Consider the following 15,849-nt stretch of genomic DNA (forward strand, 5'->3'; position numbering starts at 1 on the left):
AACCTCTCAAGCAGCTTCGATCCGGCAGATCGTCGCCTTGGTTTCCTGCATCTGCGTGACGATGTCGTAGCCATACGTCTGGGCGGTATTGGTCGCCTCGCCGATCACGAATGGCCGCGCACCTTCGGGATAACGGTCGGAAATGTCCTCGCCCATCCACATGCCGGCGAAGTGGAACGGCAGGAACACGGTGCCGGGTCCCACTCTCGGCGTGACGAGAGCGGCCACCTTGATCCGGCCGACCGGGGTCTCGACCCAGCAATAATTCCCGTCCGTGATCCCCTTCACGCCGGCATCGGCGGGATTGATCTCGACGAACATCTGCTGCTGGAATTCAGCGAGCCAGATGTTCGATCTGGTCTCGTCGCCCCCGCCCTCGTACTCGACCAGCCGGCCCGAGGTCAGCACCATCGGGAATTCCTGGCTGTAATCCACGTCCTGGATGGATTTGTAGAGGATCGGCAGGCGCCACATCCGCCTGTCTTCGTAGGTTTCGTATTCGGGAAGCAGGTCGCGGCGCACGGTATAGAGCGGCTCGCGGTGCTGCGGCACCTTGTCGGGGAAATTCCAGACCACGGCGCGGGCCTTGCCGTTGCCGTAGGGAGCGAGACCGTGACTGATCATCACCCTCTGGATCCCGCCCGAAAGGTCGGTCTTCCAGTTCACCCGCCGGATCATGTCGGCCACGGAGAGTTGCTCGTTCTCGTCGCTCTTTTGCGGGTTGGCCTTCAGGTAGGACCGGATCGCGATCTGCGCGTTTCGCGGATAGTCGGGGAAGCGCTGAGCCACCCGCTCGCCCTGATCGGGATTCGCGGCGGTGCCGCCCGCACCCTTCGCTCCGCCATTGCCGTTGTCGGCGGTATTGGCGCTGTCATCGCCGCCCTCGTCATTGCTGCCATTCTGCCAGGCCTCGTCGACATCCTGCACCTCGGCTTCGGAGCGGATATCCTCGAGATCGGTACGCAGCTGCGTCTCTATCTCGGTGAACTGGCGTGAAGCCTCCACGTCATCGAGATCGAGAAGCCCCAGGTTGAAGGCGTCCGTTCCGATCGAGATGATGATCAGCTTTTCCTTGGGCGTCAGCTCGTCCGCCCAGCCAAGCGCCTCGATCATGCCCAGCGTACCCTCAGGGTAGCCGTCGCGGATCTCGGAGTCGTTGGTGTAGCTGTCTTCGGCCAGAAGGTTCTCGCCCTCGTATTCCACGCCCCAGCGTGCACGGAACGGCAAGCCGCCCTGCGCCACGCTCTTCGAAGTGTCATAGAGGATCGGGGTGCCGGGATGGCCTTGCTCGGGCTGGCCCCAGGCGGGCCAGGGAAGGCAGTAATACTCGCCCTTCACGGGCTCTTCCTTGCCCTCGAGGGTGATGGAATCGAACTTGTCCTGATGCTGCATGTGCAGCTTCAGCCGCTCGGGGCTCTGAGCAGTATAGCCAATGGTCCAGGTGCCCTTGTTGATCTCGCGCAGGATGCTCTCGGCAACAGGCTCGCCGTTCTCGACCTCGATATTCTTGAACATCTCGTCCGCGAAGCCGAAGGCCTTGGCTAGCTGGTAGGTAATCCAGTAGTCGGTCTTGCTCTCGAAGAGCGGCTCGACGACCTTGTCGCGCCACTGGACGCTGCGCGAGGAGTTGGTGACCGATCCGTGCAGCTCGGCCGTGGTGGCCGCCGGCAGCAAGTAGACATCGTTCTCCTTGGGCACCATCGCCGCAACCTGCGTCGGGTAGGGGTCGATGACACAGAGAAGCTCGACATCGGCCATCGCCTTGAGCTGTTCGGGGCCGCGGGTGATCGAGTTCGCCGCATGGCCCCAGAAGGTCATCGCCTTCACGGGGTTGGGCTGCTCGATATTCTCGGCATCCTCCAGCACGGCGTCCATCCAGCGGCTCAGCGGCATGCCGGATTTCTCCATCAGCTCCTTCGTCTGGAACCGGCTCTTCATATACTCGTAATCGGTGCCCCAGACGCGGCACCAATGCTTCCATGCGCCTTCCTCGAGCCCGTAATAGGCGGGAAGGGTTTCGCAGGAAACGCCCAGATCGGTGGCGCCCTGAACGTTGTCATGGCCGCGGAAGATGTTGGTGCCGCCGCCGGTCTTGCCCATGTTGCCAAGCACAAGCTGCAGGATCGAGGCGGCGCGCGTCTTGGACGAGCCGATCGTCGACTGCGTCAGGCCCATGCACCACACCAGCGTGCCGGGACGGTTCTCGGCGAGGGTTTGCGCGATGCGCAGGGTCTGCTCGGGCGCGATGCCGCAGACGCGCTCGACCTCCTCGGGGGTCCATTTCTGAACCTCGGCGCGCACCTGCTCGATGCCCCAGACACGCTGCTGGAGGAATTCGGCATCCTCCCAGCCGTTGTCGAGGATGATCTTCACCAGACCCCAGAGGAAGCCCACGTCGGAGCCCGGACGGATGCGCACGTATTCGTCGGCATGGGCCGCGGTGCGGGTGAAGCGCGGATCGACGACGATCATCTTCGCGCCGTTTTCCTTGCCGTTCAGAACGTGCAGCATGGAAACGGGATGCGCCTCGGCGGGGTTGCCGCCGATGATGATGATCGACTTGGAATTGCGGATGTCGTTGAAGGTGTTGGTCATCGCGCCGTAGCCGAAGCTGTTGGCAACGCCGGCCACGGTGGTCGAGTGACAGATCCGGGCCTGGTGATCGACGTTGTTCGTGCCCCAGTAGGCGGCGAACTTGCGGAAGATGTAGGATTGCTCGTTCGAGTATTTCGCCGAGCCCAGCCAGTAGGCACTATCGGGACCGTATTTCTCACGGATCGCCAGAAGCTTCTGGCTGACCTCGGTAAGGGCCTGGTCCCAGCTGATGCGCTGCCACTGGCCGTCGACTTTCTTCATCGGGTATTTCAGGCGACGCTCGCCCAGTGCGACCTCGCGCATAGCCGCGCCCTTGGCGCAATGCGTGCCCTGGTTGATCGGGCTCTCGAAGGCGGGCTCCTGCCCGGTCCAGACGCCGTTCTCGACCTCGGCCCACATCGAGCAACCGACAGAGCAATACTGGCAGATGGTCTTGCGGACCACGGGGGTCTGGACGAGCCCGACCTCTTCGGGGGTCTGGGCCCTGACGCGCGAGGCGCCCATTCCGAAGGCGCCGAGCGAAACACTCGCAAGCCCGCTGTTTCTCAGGAAATCCCGGCGGGTCTGCCCCTTCGCCGGGACCGCCCCCTCCACGGGAAAAAGGGAGTGACGACCGTTCGTCTTACGCTTCAACATGTCCCGGATACCTATTTAAACCGATCAGGAAACTGGCGCGTCACCCGCGCGCCAGTTCGTAGAATTTACGGATATGCGCAGTGTCATGAAGCTGGACATGCCGCGGGTCCGTGCTTGCCGCCCGGGGCTCATCGGCCTGCGCTTCATGAGGAAGGACGGCGGCGGCACCCACGAGCGGCGCGGCGGCCAGGACCTTGCGACGCGTGAGCGTGTGCTTCGGAGCGTCGGACATCGAATTTCCCCTTCGTTAACCCTGTGGCCGTCAACGATCCCCACGCGCGCGCGGTTCCATATGCGAGGCCGAGAATCTCGGGGGTCAGGGAGTGTCGAACATCGCGGGATTGGCTTCGAGCAGACGCGCGATTTGCTGGCCGATCTGCCGTGCAGCGTCCGCGCTGCGGCCCGGAAGGTGCAGCTGTATCGCGCACTCCTCCTTCGACGCGCTAAGCTCGGCCGTGATCCCGTGGCCGAGCCCCATTCGCTCGGCGGGCGCGATGCTGCGCGGACGCCCCCCCTTGGTGCTGCCCTGGCCCGTGCTCTCCGCCGCCTTCACGGCAGGCTCGATCAGGGCCCATTCCTGCTTCGCATCATCGCCCTGCGACCGTTCGAGCCGGGCCCTGATGTCCGGTCCCGCGCCGCTGCGCAGGGCCCCCGCCAGGCGCAGCCCGTTGCGTTCGGAAAGCATCGTGGGAAAGATCAGCAGATCGCCCAATTCCTCGTGGATGAGCGCAAAGCTCCTGATCTTGCTGCGCTTGGCCTTCGAAGCGACTGCGAATATGCCCTCGACGGCCGCATCGCTGCTTTCGAACGCCCCCTGGTCAGCGGCGACGACCGCGATCCTGCCACGCTCATAGGGGGTGAGCTGCGCCCTGATCTCGTTTTCCTCCACCATCGAGGAATAAAGATCGCCGGCCTCCTGCCCTGCCCTCACGATCGCCTTGACCGTTCCGGCCCCGCCCTCGCTGTGCAGACGCCGCAGCGCCTCCATGCGGCGCCAGCCCGACACGAGCCCGTATCGCCCCGTCCCGAGCGCGATCACCTCGATGGGAAGCCGCTGGCCATTCAGCCGGAGCGAGGCGACGAGTTCCTCCAGGGCATCGTGATCCGCAACGATCCGGTCCCTGACCACGTGATCCATCTCGACCGCGGCGAGGGGGATGTCCTCGACCACCCTGCCCTCCTCGATCGCACGCCGCCATGCGCCGGCATCCGCTTCTTCGCGCGCCGCACCGATACGCGCATCCGCGCCGCGTGGATCGCCCGCCTGCGCGGCTTCGCCCGCGACTTGCGCGATCGGCGCGGAGACCCCGAGCCGGTCCTGGACCGGGCGTATGGCGAAGCCCTCCTCGAACTTGGCCAGTTCCGCCGCATCGGGCGCCTCGAGCTTGCGACGCTTCGCCATCCTCAGGTCTCCTTCTCCGCCATGTCGCGCCACCAGCACCCGACAAGCAATTCCTTGAACTCGGCATAGGTCCGGTCGAAAGCCTCGCGTCCCCGAAGGTAGGTGTCGCGGTTGAACTCCCGGTAATCGGCCTCGTAGATGCCGTTGATCTGCTCGCCCGCCTGCCCGACGAGAGCTGTGTATTCCTGCCGATAGGCGTTCATGAAATCGCCGAAATAAGCCTGGATGACATTAGCAAGGTCGGTCTGCTGGGAGGCATCGAACCGGGTCACGATCGCCCTGACCACGTCCCATTCGAACTTGACCTCGTCGAGTCCCGCGGCCCTGCGCTGCGCGTTTTCGCCATCCTCGATGCTGGCAAAGGTCGAATAGAGCATATCGAAGAAACGGCCCGTGGAATCGAACTCGAGAAAGGAAGCGCCGAGGGGAACCAGAAGGATGTCAGCCGCTGCGAGGGAATTGATCGTAAGGTACCCAAGTGCAGGAGGCGTATCGAGGAAAACGATATCATATTCGTCCAGCAGGCCATCATCGGAAAGGAAGTTGCTCAGCGCGTCCCAAAGTGGCCAGGATCGCAACCCCATCCGCCAGACAGGTATCTGGAACTCTGCCCAGTAAAGGTTCAGCTGCGCCCCGATCACGTCGATATTGGGCCAATGCGTGGACTGGATGAGGTTTCGCGACGAAACCTCCAGCGCTTCGGTCAAGGTTTCGTCGAGGGGCAGCGTCGCGGCACCCTGGGCCGCACGGACCTCGTTCTCGGCGCGAACGGCACGGGCGTAATCCCGCGCGATCAGGGGGAAGATCGTCTGCCACTCGTCCTCGACGCGTGCGCCCAGGAGCGAGGTCATCGAAGCCTGGCTGTCGAGGTCGATTACCAAGACCTTGTAGCCGTCGAGCGCGGCCGACATGGCCAGGTGGGCACAGGTCGTCGTCTTGCCCGATCCGCCCTTGAAATTGGCCACCGCCACGATCTTGGCCGCGGCATTCTCGGGTCTGTAGGGGAGATATTCCTTCGCGGCGGAGCCTTCCTTGTGAAGGAACCGGCGCAGGGTCAGCACTTCTTCCAGGGTGAACCATTTCGAGCCCGCCTCCCCCTCGCCCTGCGGCAGATCGGGATTGGCCTTGAGCACCCGGCGCATATGGGCCGGCGCCACGGGGATCAGATACCGCGTGATCTCCCAGATGGAGAAACGGCGCAATCGCTTGCGTCCATCGGGGGCATATCCCCTCTTGGCAAGATCGTCCCGCCCGCGGGTACAGAAGGCCGCGGCCTTTGCGAATCGTGCCGTGTCGACCCGCTCGCCGAGCTTTCCCGCCGCCTTCGCAGGATCGATGTTGTGATAGGGTGGCGGAACCGTATCCGGCTTCTTGCTCATCGTCTGCCCCTGTGCCGGTCACTGCCGCGACATGCGCTCTACCGGCGCTTGTTCATCGATTGATGGCACATTGTCGCATGAGAAGGAACCGGTTTTGCGAGAGATGGGGTTTCGTGGCGAAACAGGCCTCAGTTCAACAAACTTATGAAGACAGCAATCAAAGATTAGAATCTTTCAGATATTACGAGTCTTTGCATCTATAAAAGCTATTTGTATCAGTGGTTTGTTCTGCTTTGGGAGCCCGTTAACGGGTTGAAGGGGACCCTCATGCGGGATGGAAAGGCTCCGTTTGCGGGACGAAAGGTGCCTCGCTGCGTGAAACGAGGTGCCCGTTTACGGGATCGGGTCCGGCCGGCTGGATCGCAGCGGAAATGACGATCTACAATGATCTGGGAGGCCTATCGGCACCCGTTTCGTCCGAAGCGCGGGGTCTCCGTGGCTGCAGCGAATCAAAAGGCACCAATTTACAGGATCGCACTGGCCGAATCGGCGGGCACCCGAACATGCGTTGATCCCGGGTTCCTTTTGAGCCATGATGCCCAGCCTGAGACACAGCGGATTCGCCAGTCCGCCCGAAACCTCTCGACGCGGAATGGAGCGCTGATGGCACAGGTCGCCGGCAAGCAGTTGACCGGAGCGCTCAAGCGCAATTCCGTCAAGAAGAACGTGGCCGCGATTCATGTATCGGGCAAGCTTACCCTGCTGCAGCGCAAGCTGTCCAATGTGCTGTTGCTCAACGCCTACGATACCTTGATCACTCAGCAGAAGCATACGATCGACGCGCGTACCCTGGCGATGATGATCGGTTACAACTCGAACGACATGAAGACATTGCAGGGTGCATTGCGCGGCCTTGCCGAGACCGTGGCGGAATGGGATATGCTCGATGATCGCGGGCGGCAGGAATGGGGCGTCAGCGCGCTTCTCTCCTATGCCAAGCTGCGTGGCGGCGTATGCGAATATGCCTACTCGCCCGCTCTTGCGGAAAAGCTTCATGACCCGAAGGTTTTCGCGCTTATCAACCTGAATATCCAGAAGCGCTTCACAAGCGGGCACGGTCTTGCCCTTTACGAAAATTGCTACCGGTTCGTTCGGACCGGCAGCACCGGCTGGTGGTCATTGGAGACATTCCGCCGCCTCATGGGGATAGATGGCAGCGCCTATTACGAGACGTTCAAGCATCTGAATGCGAAGATCATCAAACCGGCTGTCGAGGAGGTGAACCGCAACTCGAACATCGAGGTGACACCGGAGTTCAGCAAGAAGGGCCGCGCCGTCAGCGAGATCCGTTTCGCCATCCGCGAAAACCCCCAGCTTCCCATGTTCGAGATCGACGATGACGATGCCGCGCGGGGAAGCGCGGTCTATGGGGCGCTGATGGCTCAGGGGATTAGCGACCGCCTCGCGCGGCAATGGATCGCGGAGCATGGCGAGCGGGCAGTGACCGAAAAGCTCTCCCTTGTCGTGCGGCAAAAGAATGTTAAGAACCCCGCGGGCTACCTGCGTTCCGCGCTGGAAAACGGCTACGGAATTTCCGAGGCCAAGCCGAGCGAGCCGAGCCCCGAAGCCGTCGCGGCCCGCGCGGCGCGCGATGCCGCCAATGCGCGCGCCGCCGAACAGGAGGATGCCCGCGCCGCGGAGAAGGCCGAGCGCAAGCGCCGTTTCGCGCAGGTGCAAGATGCGGTTTCGCGGCGAAACCCGACGCAGCGCGATGCCGACCGGCAACTTTTCCTCTCGAGCCTGACCAGCGATCTGGAGCGGGAGGAATTCCAACGTCACGGATGGTCGAGCGCGCTGAACGCGGCCGAGATCTACAGGTTCTGGTGCGAGATCTCTCCCGACCTTTCCGATGACGACATCGCCTGAGCCGGCATCTCGGGGGCGAGAAGGCTTTCCCATTGATCGAGAACCCGGATCAGCCTGAACTCTTCGGGCAGGTTGATCCTGGGCGGATTGGCACGCCAGCGCGCGATCGTCCCATGCACCGCATCCATGTCCCCGGTATCGATGCACTGCCCGGCTGACCGTGCGATCTCGTCATTGGCGCCCAGACCGGTATGCAGAAGGGCAGGCGTTCCGACGGCGTTCGCCTCCGCGATGACGAGGCCGAAGGTCTCGGCAAAACGGCTCTGCGGATAGAAGAGGCAAAGCGATCTGCGCATCCGTGCCATCAGCATGTCATGGGGCAGCGTTCCGATGAACCGCACACCCTCCGGCGCGGGCCCGGTCCGCCAGGCCAGATAGCCCGGATCTGCCACGTCGAGGATGAGGTCCGGAATGCGTCCCCTGAGCCGCCGGAATGCGTCGAAGACCTGGTCGAGACCTTTGTGGGGCGCGCTTGCGAACAGCATCCGGTTGGGATCGCGCGGCACATTCGATGGACGAAGATCGTCGGCGATCGGATTGAACACATGGCGAATATCGACCCGGCAGGGGGCGAGGAATGCCCGCAGCGTGGCCGCGTGGCTCGCCGAGACACAGATGACAACGATCCCCGCCGCGTGGAGTGCCGCGCCCATCTTGCGGTTGTGCCGTCCGGGATGCACATGGAGCCACAGGTAGATCGGCAGGTCCGGATGGCTCTTGCGAAGCCGGCAGGCGAGCTTCCATGAATTGATCACCACCAGCCCGTCGAGGCCGCCCGCATCGCCGGCACGGTCCAACCTGTCATACCCGCCGATCCCGTCGCGCGCGGGTGCGGCGCGGTGCTGTTGGAACTGAACGAACCGCACCCGTCCGTGCAAACCGACAACGATGCGGGTGACCGTCGCCTCGGTTCCGCCAAGCCCGCCGTCATCGACGTCGCTGGGCATGTAGGGACGCGGACAGCAGGGATCGACGAGACCGATGGTGGGAGGAATCCGGAGAGGAGGGGCACCTGCGGGATAAGAGGGACGGGCGGAACGGAGATTCTGGGTCATGATACTCATCCGGAAACTGGAACGGAGGCCGTGGGCCCGCACCGCACCGTCCGAACCCGCCACGGGGCCAGAACCCTCGGGCGGGCATCCGCGTTCCGCCCGGCGCGCGAGGTTCTCCGCGCTTCGGGCCTTTCAGTCAGTCCGACCCGCTGCCGGCATGCGCGGCGATGCGGTCGATCGCAAGATCGAGCCGCGCGTCATCAACGCTCAGCGCCACCCGCACCCAGCGATCGAGAGTCCGCCCGAAGGCCGCGCCCGGCATCACCGCGACCAGTGCCGTTTCCAGCAGATCGGCGGCGTAATCCGCGCCGTTCATGCCGCTCGCGCCGATATCGACAAGGGCGAACATACCGGCCTGGGGCATCTGCACATGGTAGGGCGTCTCTGCATGCAGCCTGCGTACAAGATGCGCGGCGCGGGCCGCGAAGCGCTCGGCCATCGGCCGCGCGACGGGGGAGGGGGCCGAGATCGCCGCCCGGGTCGCATCGGCGATGAATGGCTGGTTGCCGAAGAGCATGGTCTCGGAGAGGGGAAGGAGGCGCGCACAGAATTCCGCCGGCCCGATGCACCAGCCACTGCGCAGCCCCGGCGCGGCATGGCTCTTCGAAATCGAGCTGACGACGACCGTCCGCTCCATGATCGGGACCAGTTCGAGCGGCGAGCAGAACCTGCCGGAGAAAATCAGCTCCTCATAGACCTCGTCGCAGATGATCCAGAGGTCATGCCGGATCGCGAGGGTGGCGATCTCCTCGAGGCTCCGGCGATCAAGAACCATGCCCGTCGGATTGTGTGGAGTGTTCAACAGGATCGCCCGACTGCGCGGCGTGATCCGTGCTCCAACCTCGCGCGCATCCAAAAGGAACCCGTTTACAGGACGGAGCGGAACCGGGATCATCCGCGCCCCGGTGGCGGCGATCACCCCTTCATAGGTCGTGTACATCGGATCGCCGACGAGCACCTCCGTACCGGTTTCCGCGACGGCGCACATCACGGCATGGAGCGCGGTCTGCGTGCCGGGAAAGCACAGCACCTGCTCCTCGCCGATACGGCGCCCGGCCCGCTGCGTGTAGCGCCGCGCAAGCGCCGCCCGCAATCCGGGCTCGCCGGCGCCCGTGGAATATCGGCTCCGGCCGTTCCTGAGGGCCTGGCACACATCCTCGACGAGTTCGGGGGGCGGCGCGCAATCGGGCTCCCCGATTGTCAGCTCGATGACGTCGAACCCCTCCGCCGACATCTCGCGCGCCCGCGCATGGAGATCCCATTTTGCACCGCCCAGCCCGGCGAGCCTCTTGGTGACGGACGCGTATCTCATCATGTGTCTCCTTGCGGCGAAGGCGCGCACGTTTCCCGGCGCGGGGACGGGAGCATCACCGCGGCCGGCCACGATGCGCTGCCCGGAGCCACGTGGCATCGGCCGCGGCGACGGGGCAGGGGCATCGGGATACCCCGTTTCATGTCCCTGTGACCTCCATCGCTATAGCCCTGCCGGCGAAGGGTGCAAGCCATGTCACGGGAACGCTTGCGGGGATGCGGGTGTTACGGATCGCGGGCCCCGCCCTTTCTCGAACAGGTTCCCACAGCAACGAGGACGATCATGACCCTACAGGATGAGGGACGCAACGAGGGGCGCAAGGCGCCGCGTTGGGGCGCCGAACTGAGAGAGGATGGAAGCGCGGATTTTGCTCTCTGGGCGCCCGGCCTTGAGCACCTGTCCCTGCGGATCGAGGGACAGGATCACGAGATGTCGCCGGCGCCGGAGGGCTGGTTCACGGCGACTGTGCCGGGATTGCGCGCGGGTCTGGCCTACTCCTTCGTTCTGCCCGGTGGTGACACCGTTCCCGATCCGGCCGCCCGCCGGCAGATCGACGACGTGAACGGTCCCTCGCGGCTGACCGCACCGCACCGTGCCAAGCTGGGCACCTGGACCGGCCGCCCATGGGAGGAGACGGTGCTCTACGAGCTGCATGTCGGCACCTTTACACCGCAAGGCACTTTCACCGCGGCGGCCGGGAAGCTCGAGGAACTGGCGGCGACCGGCATCACGGCGATCGAGTTGCTGCCGCTGGCGCAGTTCGGGGGCGATCGGGGCTGGGGTTATGACGGCGTGCTGCTCTATGCGCCGCATCCGTCCTACGGCACGCCGGACGAGCTGCGGGCCCTGATCCGCCGGGCCCATGATCTGAACATGTCCGTTCTTCTTGACGTGGTCTACAACCACTTCGGCCCCGAGGGAAATCACCTGGGCCGCTATGCGCCCGACTTCTTCGATCCCGCCCGCCAGACGCCCTGGGGCGCGGGCATCGACTATACCCGTCAGCCGGTTCGCCGTTTCTTCATCGACAACGCGCGCTACTGGATCGACACGTTTGGCTTCGACGGCCTGCGGTTCGACGCGATCGACCAGATCAAGGACCCCTCCGATCCCGAATTGCTGATCGAGATGGCACAGGAGTTGCGCGCGCATGCAAACCGGCCCATCCACCTGACGACCGAGGACAACCGCAACGTGACCTTCCTCCACGAACGCGGTCCCGACGGGGCCGTGCCGCTGCATAGCGCCGAGTGGAACGACGACATGCACAATGCCGCCCATGTCATCGCCACCGGCGAGACAGAAGGATATTACGGCAGCTTCGCCAAGGATCCCCTTGCCCTCTTCGCCCGCGCTCTGGCCCAGGGTTACGCGTTCCAGGGCGAAGTGGACCAAGGTGAGACGGGCCCGGGCCGGGGGGCACCTTCGGGTCATCTGCCGCCGGATGCCTTCATCGATTTCCTGCAGAACCACGACCAGACAGGCAACCGCGCCTGCGGCGACAGGCTGACGACCCTTGCCGATGCGCGCATGCTCGACGCGCTACAGGCCATCTTGCTGCTGTCGCCACATATTCCGATGCTGTTCATGGGCGAGGAATACGGCGAGACGGCGCCTTTCCTTTTCTTCGCCGGGTTCGAGGGCGATCTGGCTGAGGCGGTCACCAAAGGTCGACGTGCGGAATTCAGCAGTTTCGCCGGCTTCGGCGATCATGGCGCCCGGCCGGTGCCCGATCCCATCGCACGCAGTACGTTCGAGGCATCCAAGCTCGATTGGGATCGCGCGCAGACGGAGGCGGGGCGCCAGACACGCAGCCGGATCGCGCATCTTCTGACGCTGCGCGCCGAGCATGTCGTTCCCCTGATCAAGCAGGCGGGGCAGGGCGCGGCGTTTCGCGGCGAAGTCCTCGCCGCCTCGAAGGGATGTCTCGCGGTGGACTGGCATTTCGCCGGCGCCGTGCTGTCGCTCAGGGCCAATCTCGGCGAGGACGCGGTCTCGCTGCCCGGTGCGGATGGTCAGACCATCCTGGGATCGGCCGACCGACCCGGAGCGCCCTTCGGCGTCTTCTACACTCTCAACATGAACGGAGCCTCCTCGTGAGCCAGTTTCCAACGGCCTGCTACCGCCTGCAATTTCGCGAGGAGATGGATTTCGACCGTGCCGCAGCGCTCGTTCCCTACCTGCGCGAGCTCGGGATCAGCCATCTCTACGCCGCGCCGCTCTTCACCGCGACGCCGGGCTCCACCCATGGATATGACGTGACCGATCCGGGTGAGATCGAGCCCGCGATCGGCGGCCGCGCGGGCCTGTCCCGTCTGTCGCAAGCCTTGCGCGAGGCGGGGATGGGTTTGATCCTGGACATCGTTCCGAACCACATGGCCTTCTCGGTCGCAACGCCGTGGTTGCGCGACGTTCTGCGCCATGGCCAGAGGAGCCGGTATGGTGCGCATTTCGATATCGACTGGTCGGCGCCCAAACTGCTGTTGCCCTGGCTCGAGGCTCCCTTCGCGGAGCTTCTCGAAAAGGGTGCCTTTGGTGTGGACAAGGATGATGACGGCCCGGTCCTGACTTGCGGAGACCTGCGTGTGCCCGTCGCCGGCGGGGCGGCCTTCGAGGCCGCACGGGGCGGCGATGCCGACAAAGTCTCGGCGCTGCATGACGCGCAACCCTGGCGGCTGACGCATTGGAAGACCGAGACCGACGCGATCACGCATCGGCGGTTCTTCAACGTGACCGGGCTGATCGGTGTGAAGGTCGAAACCCCCGAGGTGTTCGACGATGTCCATGCGCTTCTTTTCGAACTGGTGGCCGACGGCACCGTGGACGGGGTGCGGATCGACCATATCGACGGGCTCGCCGATCCCTCGGCCTATCTGGAGAAGCTGACCCGAAAGCTGGGCGATGTTCCGGTCTGGGTCGAGAAGATCCTGACCGGTCCCGAGAGCCTGCCGGATTGGCCGGTCGCCGGCACGACGGGCTATGTCGCGGCGCGGGCCTTCGCACGGCTGCTGACGGATGCGCGCGGGTTGACGCATATCGACGCGCTCTACCGCAGCCGGACGGGCCGGCAGCGCCAGTTCCGCGAGGTGCTCGACACTGCCAAGAGGCAGATCATCACCCATGACCTGTCGGCCGAGCTGTGGCGTCTGCATTCGATGCTTTCGCGCATCGCGGTAGATGATCCAGTCGCCGCCGAGTTCGGACCGGAGATGCTCCGCCGGGCGATCGTGGATTTCATCGCCGGATTCCCGCGCTACCGGACCTACATGACCGACGAGACGGTGCATGACGAGGACAGGGCATTGATCGAGGAGACCGCCGCCGCGGCGATCGAGGCCGCGTCCGATCCCGGCGCGATCCCCTTCCTTGCGCAGGCACTGCTGGATGATGGTGAACTCAACGCGCAACTGCGCCTGCGTTTTCAGCAGGTTACTGGCGCCGCCATTGCCAAGAGCCAGGAAGACACCGCCTTCTATCGCGACACGCGGCTTTTGTCGGCCAACGAGGTGGGCGGCGAGCCCGATGCCGCAACGCTCGGCACCGAGGGGTTCCACGAGGCCATGGAGCGGCGCGCGCAGGACATGCCGCAGGGACTGACCCTGACCTCGTCGCATGACACCAAGCGCAGCGAGGATGCGCGCCTGCGGATCGCGGCGATCACCCATGCTCCGGCGATATTCGAGCGTTTTCATGAGGATTGCGCGGCATTGGCCGGGCCCGGCGTCGGCGACGATCTCAAGTGGTATCTGGCGCAGACCCTGCTGGCGATGCACCCCGCGAGCGCGGCGACGGAGGATCCGCGCGCCGATCTCGAGCGGCGTCTTTCTGGCCACGTGGAAAAGGCGCTGCGCGAAGCGAAAAGGGTGACGTTCTGGACCGCGCCCGATCCGGAGGTGGAGGACGCGGCGCGCGCCTATGGCGCGGCCCTGGCGGAGCATTTCACCGAGCTGCCGCAAAGCCTCGCCCCCCTGACGGAGATCGCCGAGCGCCTGTCGCTGGTGCAGACGGCGCTCAAGCTCACCGTGCCGGGCATTCCCGATATCTACCAGGGATGCGAGATCGGCAGTTTCCTTCTGACCGATCCCGACAACCGCGCGGCAATCGATTTCGACCGCCTCGCGGCCGCGCTCGACGATCCTTCCGCCCTGCCGGATTTCGATCGGACGAAGCTCTCCCTGACCCGCACGCTGCTGCGGCTGCGGCGCGAGCATCCCGCGCTGTTCGCGCAAGGGGCCTACACGCCCTTCCTGCCGGCACCCGGCCTGCTGGGCTTCACCCGGACCCATGAGGGCACGACCCTGAAAGTCTGCGTCTCCACCGGCAAGGCACTGCCGCAAGCGCCCGTCGAGGGCCGTGTCTGGCCGCGCCGGGAGGGCACCGAAAGCCCAGTCGTGATCAGCCTGACGATGCCGTGAGCTTGCACCGCGCGGCCGGATATGTCCGTCATGTCCGGCCGCGCAGGGATTCATCCGGGTGGAGGCGTACCCATATGCCGAACGCACCATTCGACCCGGACGCGCCCTGGAGACCGGTTCCGCGGGGCGATGCCGCCGTGGATGGTTTTCCGACAGTCGTCTTCAAACGCCCTCATTTGCGCTTGGAGCAAGCCTATATGACGCCCCATTTGAATGCCATTTCTAAGAACGTTCAGGAATCTTAAAAAAAAACGAGCAGATGTCCTATTTAGACAATGTCAGAACCTTCGTGCGTGTCTATGAGCTGGGCAACATGTCTGCCGCGGCGCGCGATCAGCATATATCGCCGGCGGTGGCCTCATCGCGCGTGGCGCAGCTCGAAGCCCATCTCGGTGTGCGCCTGTTCGAGCGGACTACCCGCAGTCTCAGCGCGACCGATCAGGGGCGCCTGTTCTACGAGGGGGCATGCCGGATCCTGGGCTCGGTGGAGGCCGCCGAGGCGGCGATCAGCGAGGTCACGACCAGCCCGCGCGGCATTCTGCACGTCGCCGCGTCCAGCGGCCTGGGTCGGCGGCTGATCGCGCCGCATGTGCCGCAGTTTTCCGAACTGTATCCCCTGATCGAGTTGCGGCTGCGATTGTCGGACAGGCGTCTGGATTTCGCGGCGGAAGGGCTCGATATCGCTTTCATGCTGGGCGATCCGGAGGAGGACGGCCAGCGCATCAAGCGCATCGCCGAATGTCCGCGCCTTCTATGCGCGAGCCCGTCCTACATCGCGCGTGCGGGCATGCCCGGAACGGGGGCCGATCTGGAAAAGGACGCGCATAGCTGCCTTACCTTGCGCTCCTCTGGCAGTCCCGAATGCCACTGGAACCTGCGCACATCGACGGGGCCGCGCCGGTTCGCCGTGAAGGGGCGGTTCGAATCCGATGACGGGGACGTGCTTACCGACTGGGCCCTCGCGGGGCACGGCATCACGCTGAAGCCCGCCTTCGAGGTCGCGCCCTATATAAGTTCGGGCGAGCTTGTGGTCGTGGCCGAGCAGACGCCCCCCGTGCCGACCGCGCTGTTCTTCCAGCAGTCCCACCGCCAGCATCCCGATCCCAAGCTGCGGCTTTTCCTCGACTTCATGACGCCGCGCCTCCTCGCCGCGATCGCGCCCTCCCCCTGATACGGCCGGGTATGGGGC

10 protein-coding genes are annotated in these 15,849 nt (G+C 64.7%); 4 read left to right on the top strand and 6 right to left on the bottom strand.

All coding sequences use genetic code 11. From position 1 onward, the window contains the following. Positions 1-6 precede the first annotated feature (6 nt). The 4 genes from PMES_RS07910 to PMES_RS07925 all read right to left on the bottom strand — a co-directional run bounded on the left by PMES_RS07910 (position 7) and on the right by PMES_RS07925 (position 6,012). Entirely contained in the window at positions 7-3,231 is a 3,225-nt protein-coding gene (locus tag PMES_RS07910; RefSeq protein WP_236549742.1) for a formate dehydrogenase subunit alpha, read from the bottom strand. Between the two features lie 40 nt (positions 3,232-3,271). Next, the gene (locus PMES_RS07915) at positions 3,272-3,463 is read right to left on the bottom strand and encodes a hypothetical protein (RefSeq protein WP_159965143.1); all 192 of its coding nucleotides are present in this window, start codon (positions 3,461-3,463) and stop codon (positions 3,272-3,274) included. Between the two features lie 84 nt (positions 3,464-3,547). Then, positions 3,548-4,633 carry a ParB/RepB/Spo0J family partition protein gene (locus PMES_RS07920; RefSeq protein ID WP_159965145.1) on the bottom strand — a complete coding sequence of 362 codons (1,086 nt, stop codon included), beginning with the start codon at positions 4,631-4,633 and terminating at the stop codon, positions 3,548-3,550. A 2-nt stretch (positions 4,634-4,635) separates the two neighbouring features. Further along, a complete protein-coding gene (locus PMES_RS07925) occupies positions 4,636-6,012 on the bottom strand; it encodes an AAA family ATPase (protein WP_159965146.1) in 1,377 nt (458 codons plus the stop codon). Between the two features lie 603 nt (positions 6,013-6,615). On the opposite strand from PMES_RS07925, the gene PMES_RS07930 reads away from it, so the two are divergent. Further along, positions 6,616-7,878, top strand: coding sequence for a replication initiation protein (locus PMES_RS07930; protein ID WP_159965148.1), 1,263 nt, complete (start codon positions 6,616-6,618; stop codon positions 7,876-7,878). Here the strand turns inward: PMES_RS07930 and PMES_RS07935 are convergent. Beyond that, positions 7,824-8,933 carry a glycosyltransferase family 4 protein gene (locus tag PMES_RS07935; RefSeq protein WP_159965150.1) on the bottom strand — a complete coding sequence of 370 codons (1,110 nt, stop codon included), beginning with the start codon at positions 8,931-8,933 and terminating at the stop codon, positions 7,824-7,826. The two genes, PMES_RS07930 and PMES_RS07935, sit on opposite strands and share 55 nt — an antisense overlap. Positions 8,934-9,069: 136 nt before the next feature. Beyond that, positions 9,070-10,245: a pyridoxal phosphate-dependent aminotransferase gene (locus tag PMES_RS07940; protein WP_159965227.1), complete on the bottom strand. Its 1,176-nt coding sequence runs from the start codon at positions 10,243-10,245 to the stop codon at positions 9,070-9,072. A 282-nt stretch (positions 10,246-10,527) separates the two neighbouring features. On the opposite strand from PMES_RS07940, the gene treZ reads away from it, so the two are divergent. From treZ to PMES_RS07955, 3 genes are all read left to right on the top strand, one after another. Next, the gene (treZ, locus tag PMES_RS07945; RefSeq protein ID WP_159965152.1) at positions 10,528-12,345 is read left to right on the top strand and encodes a malto-oligosyltrehalose trehalohydrolase; all 1,818 of its coding nucleotides are present in this window, start codon (positions 10,528-10,530) and stop codon (positions 12,343-12,345) included. Continuing rightward, positions 12,342-14,660: a malto-oligosyltrehalose synthase gene (gene treY, locus PMES_RS07950; protein ID WP_236549743.1), complete on the top strand. Its 2,319-nt coding sequence runs from the start codon at positions 12,342-12,344 to the stop codon at positions 14,658-14,660. Before treZ ends, treY begins: the two co-directional genes overlap by 4 nt. 259 nt (positions 14,661-14,919) lie before the next feature. Further along, positions 14,920-15,831, top strand: a complete 912-nt coding sequence (locus tag PMES_RS07955; protein ID WP_159965154.1) for a LysR family transcriptional regulator — start codon at positions 14,920-14,922, stop codon at positions 15,829-15,831. Positions 15,832-15,849: the final 18 nt, after the last annotated feature.

Origin of the sequence: Profundibacterium mesophilum KAUST100406-0324 (assembly GCF_009835145.1) — a bacterium.
GTDB lineage: Bacteria > Pseudomonadota > Alphaproteobacteria > Rhodobacterales > Rhodobacteraceae > Profundibacterium > Profundibacterium mesophilum.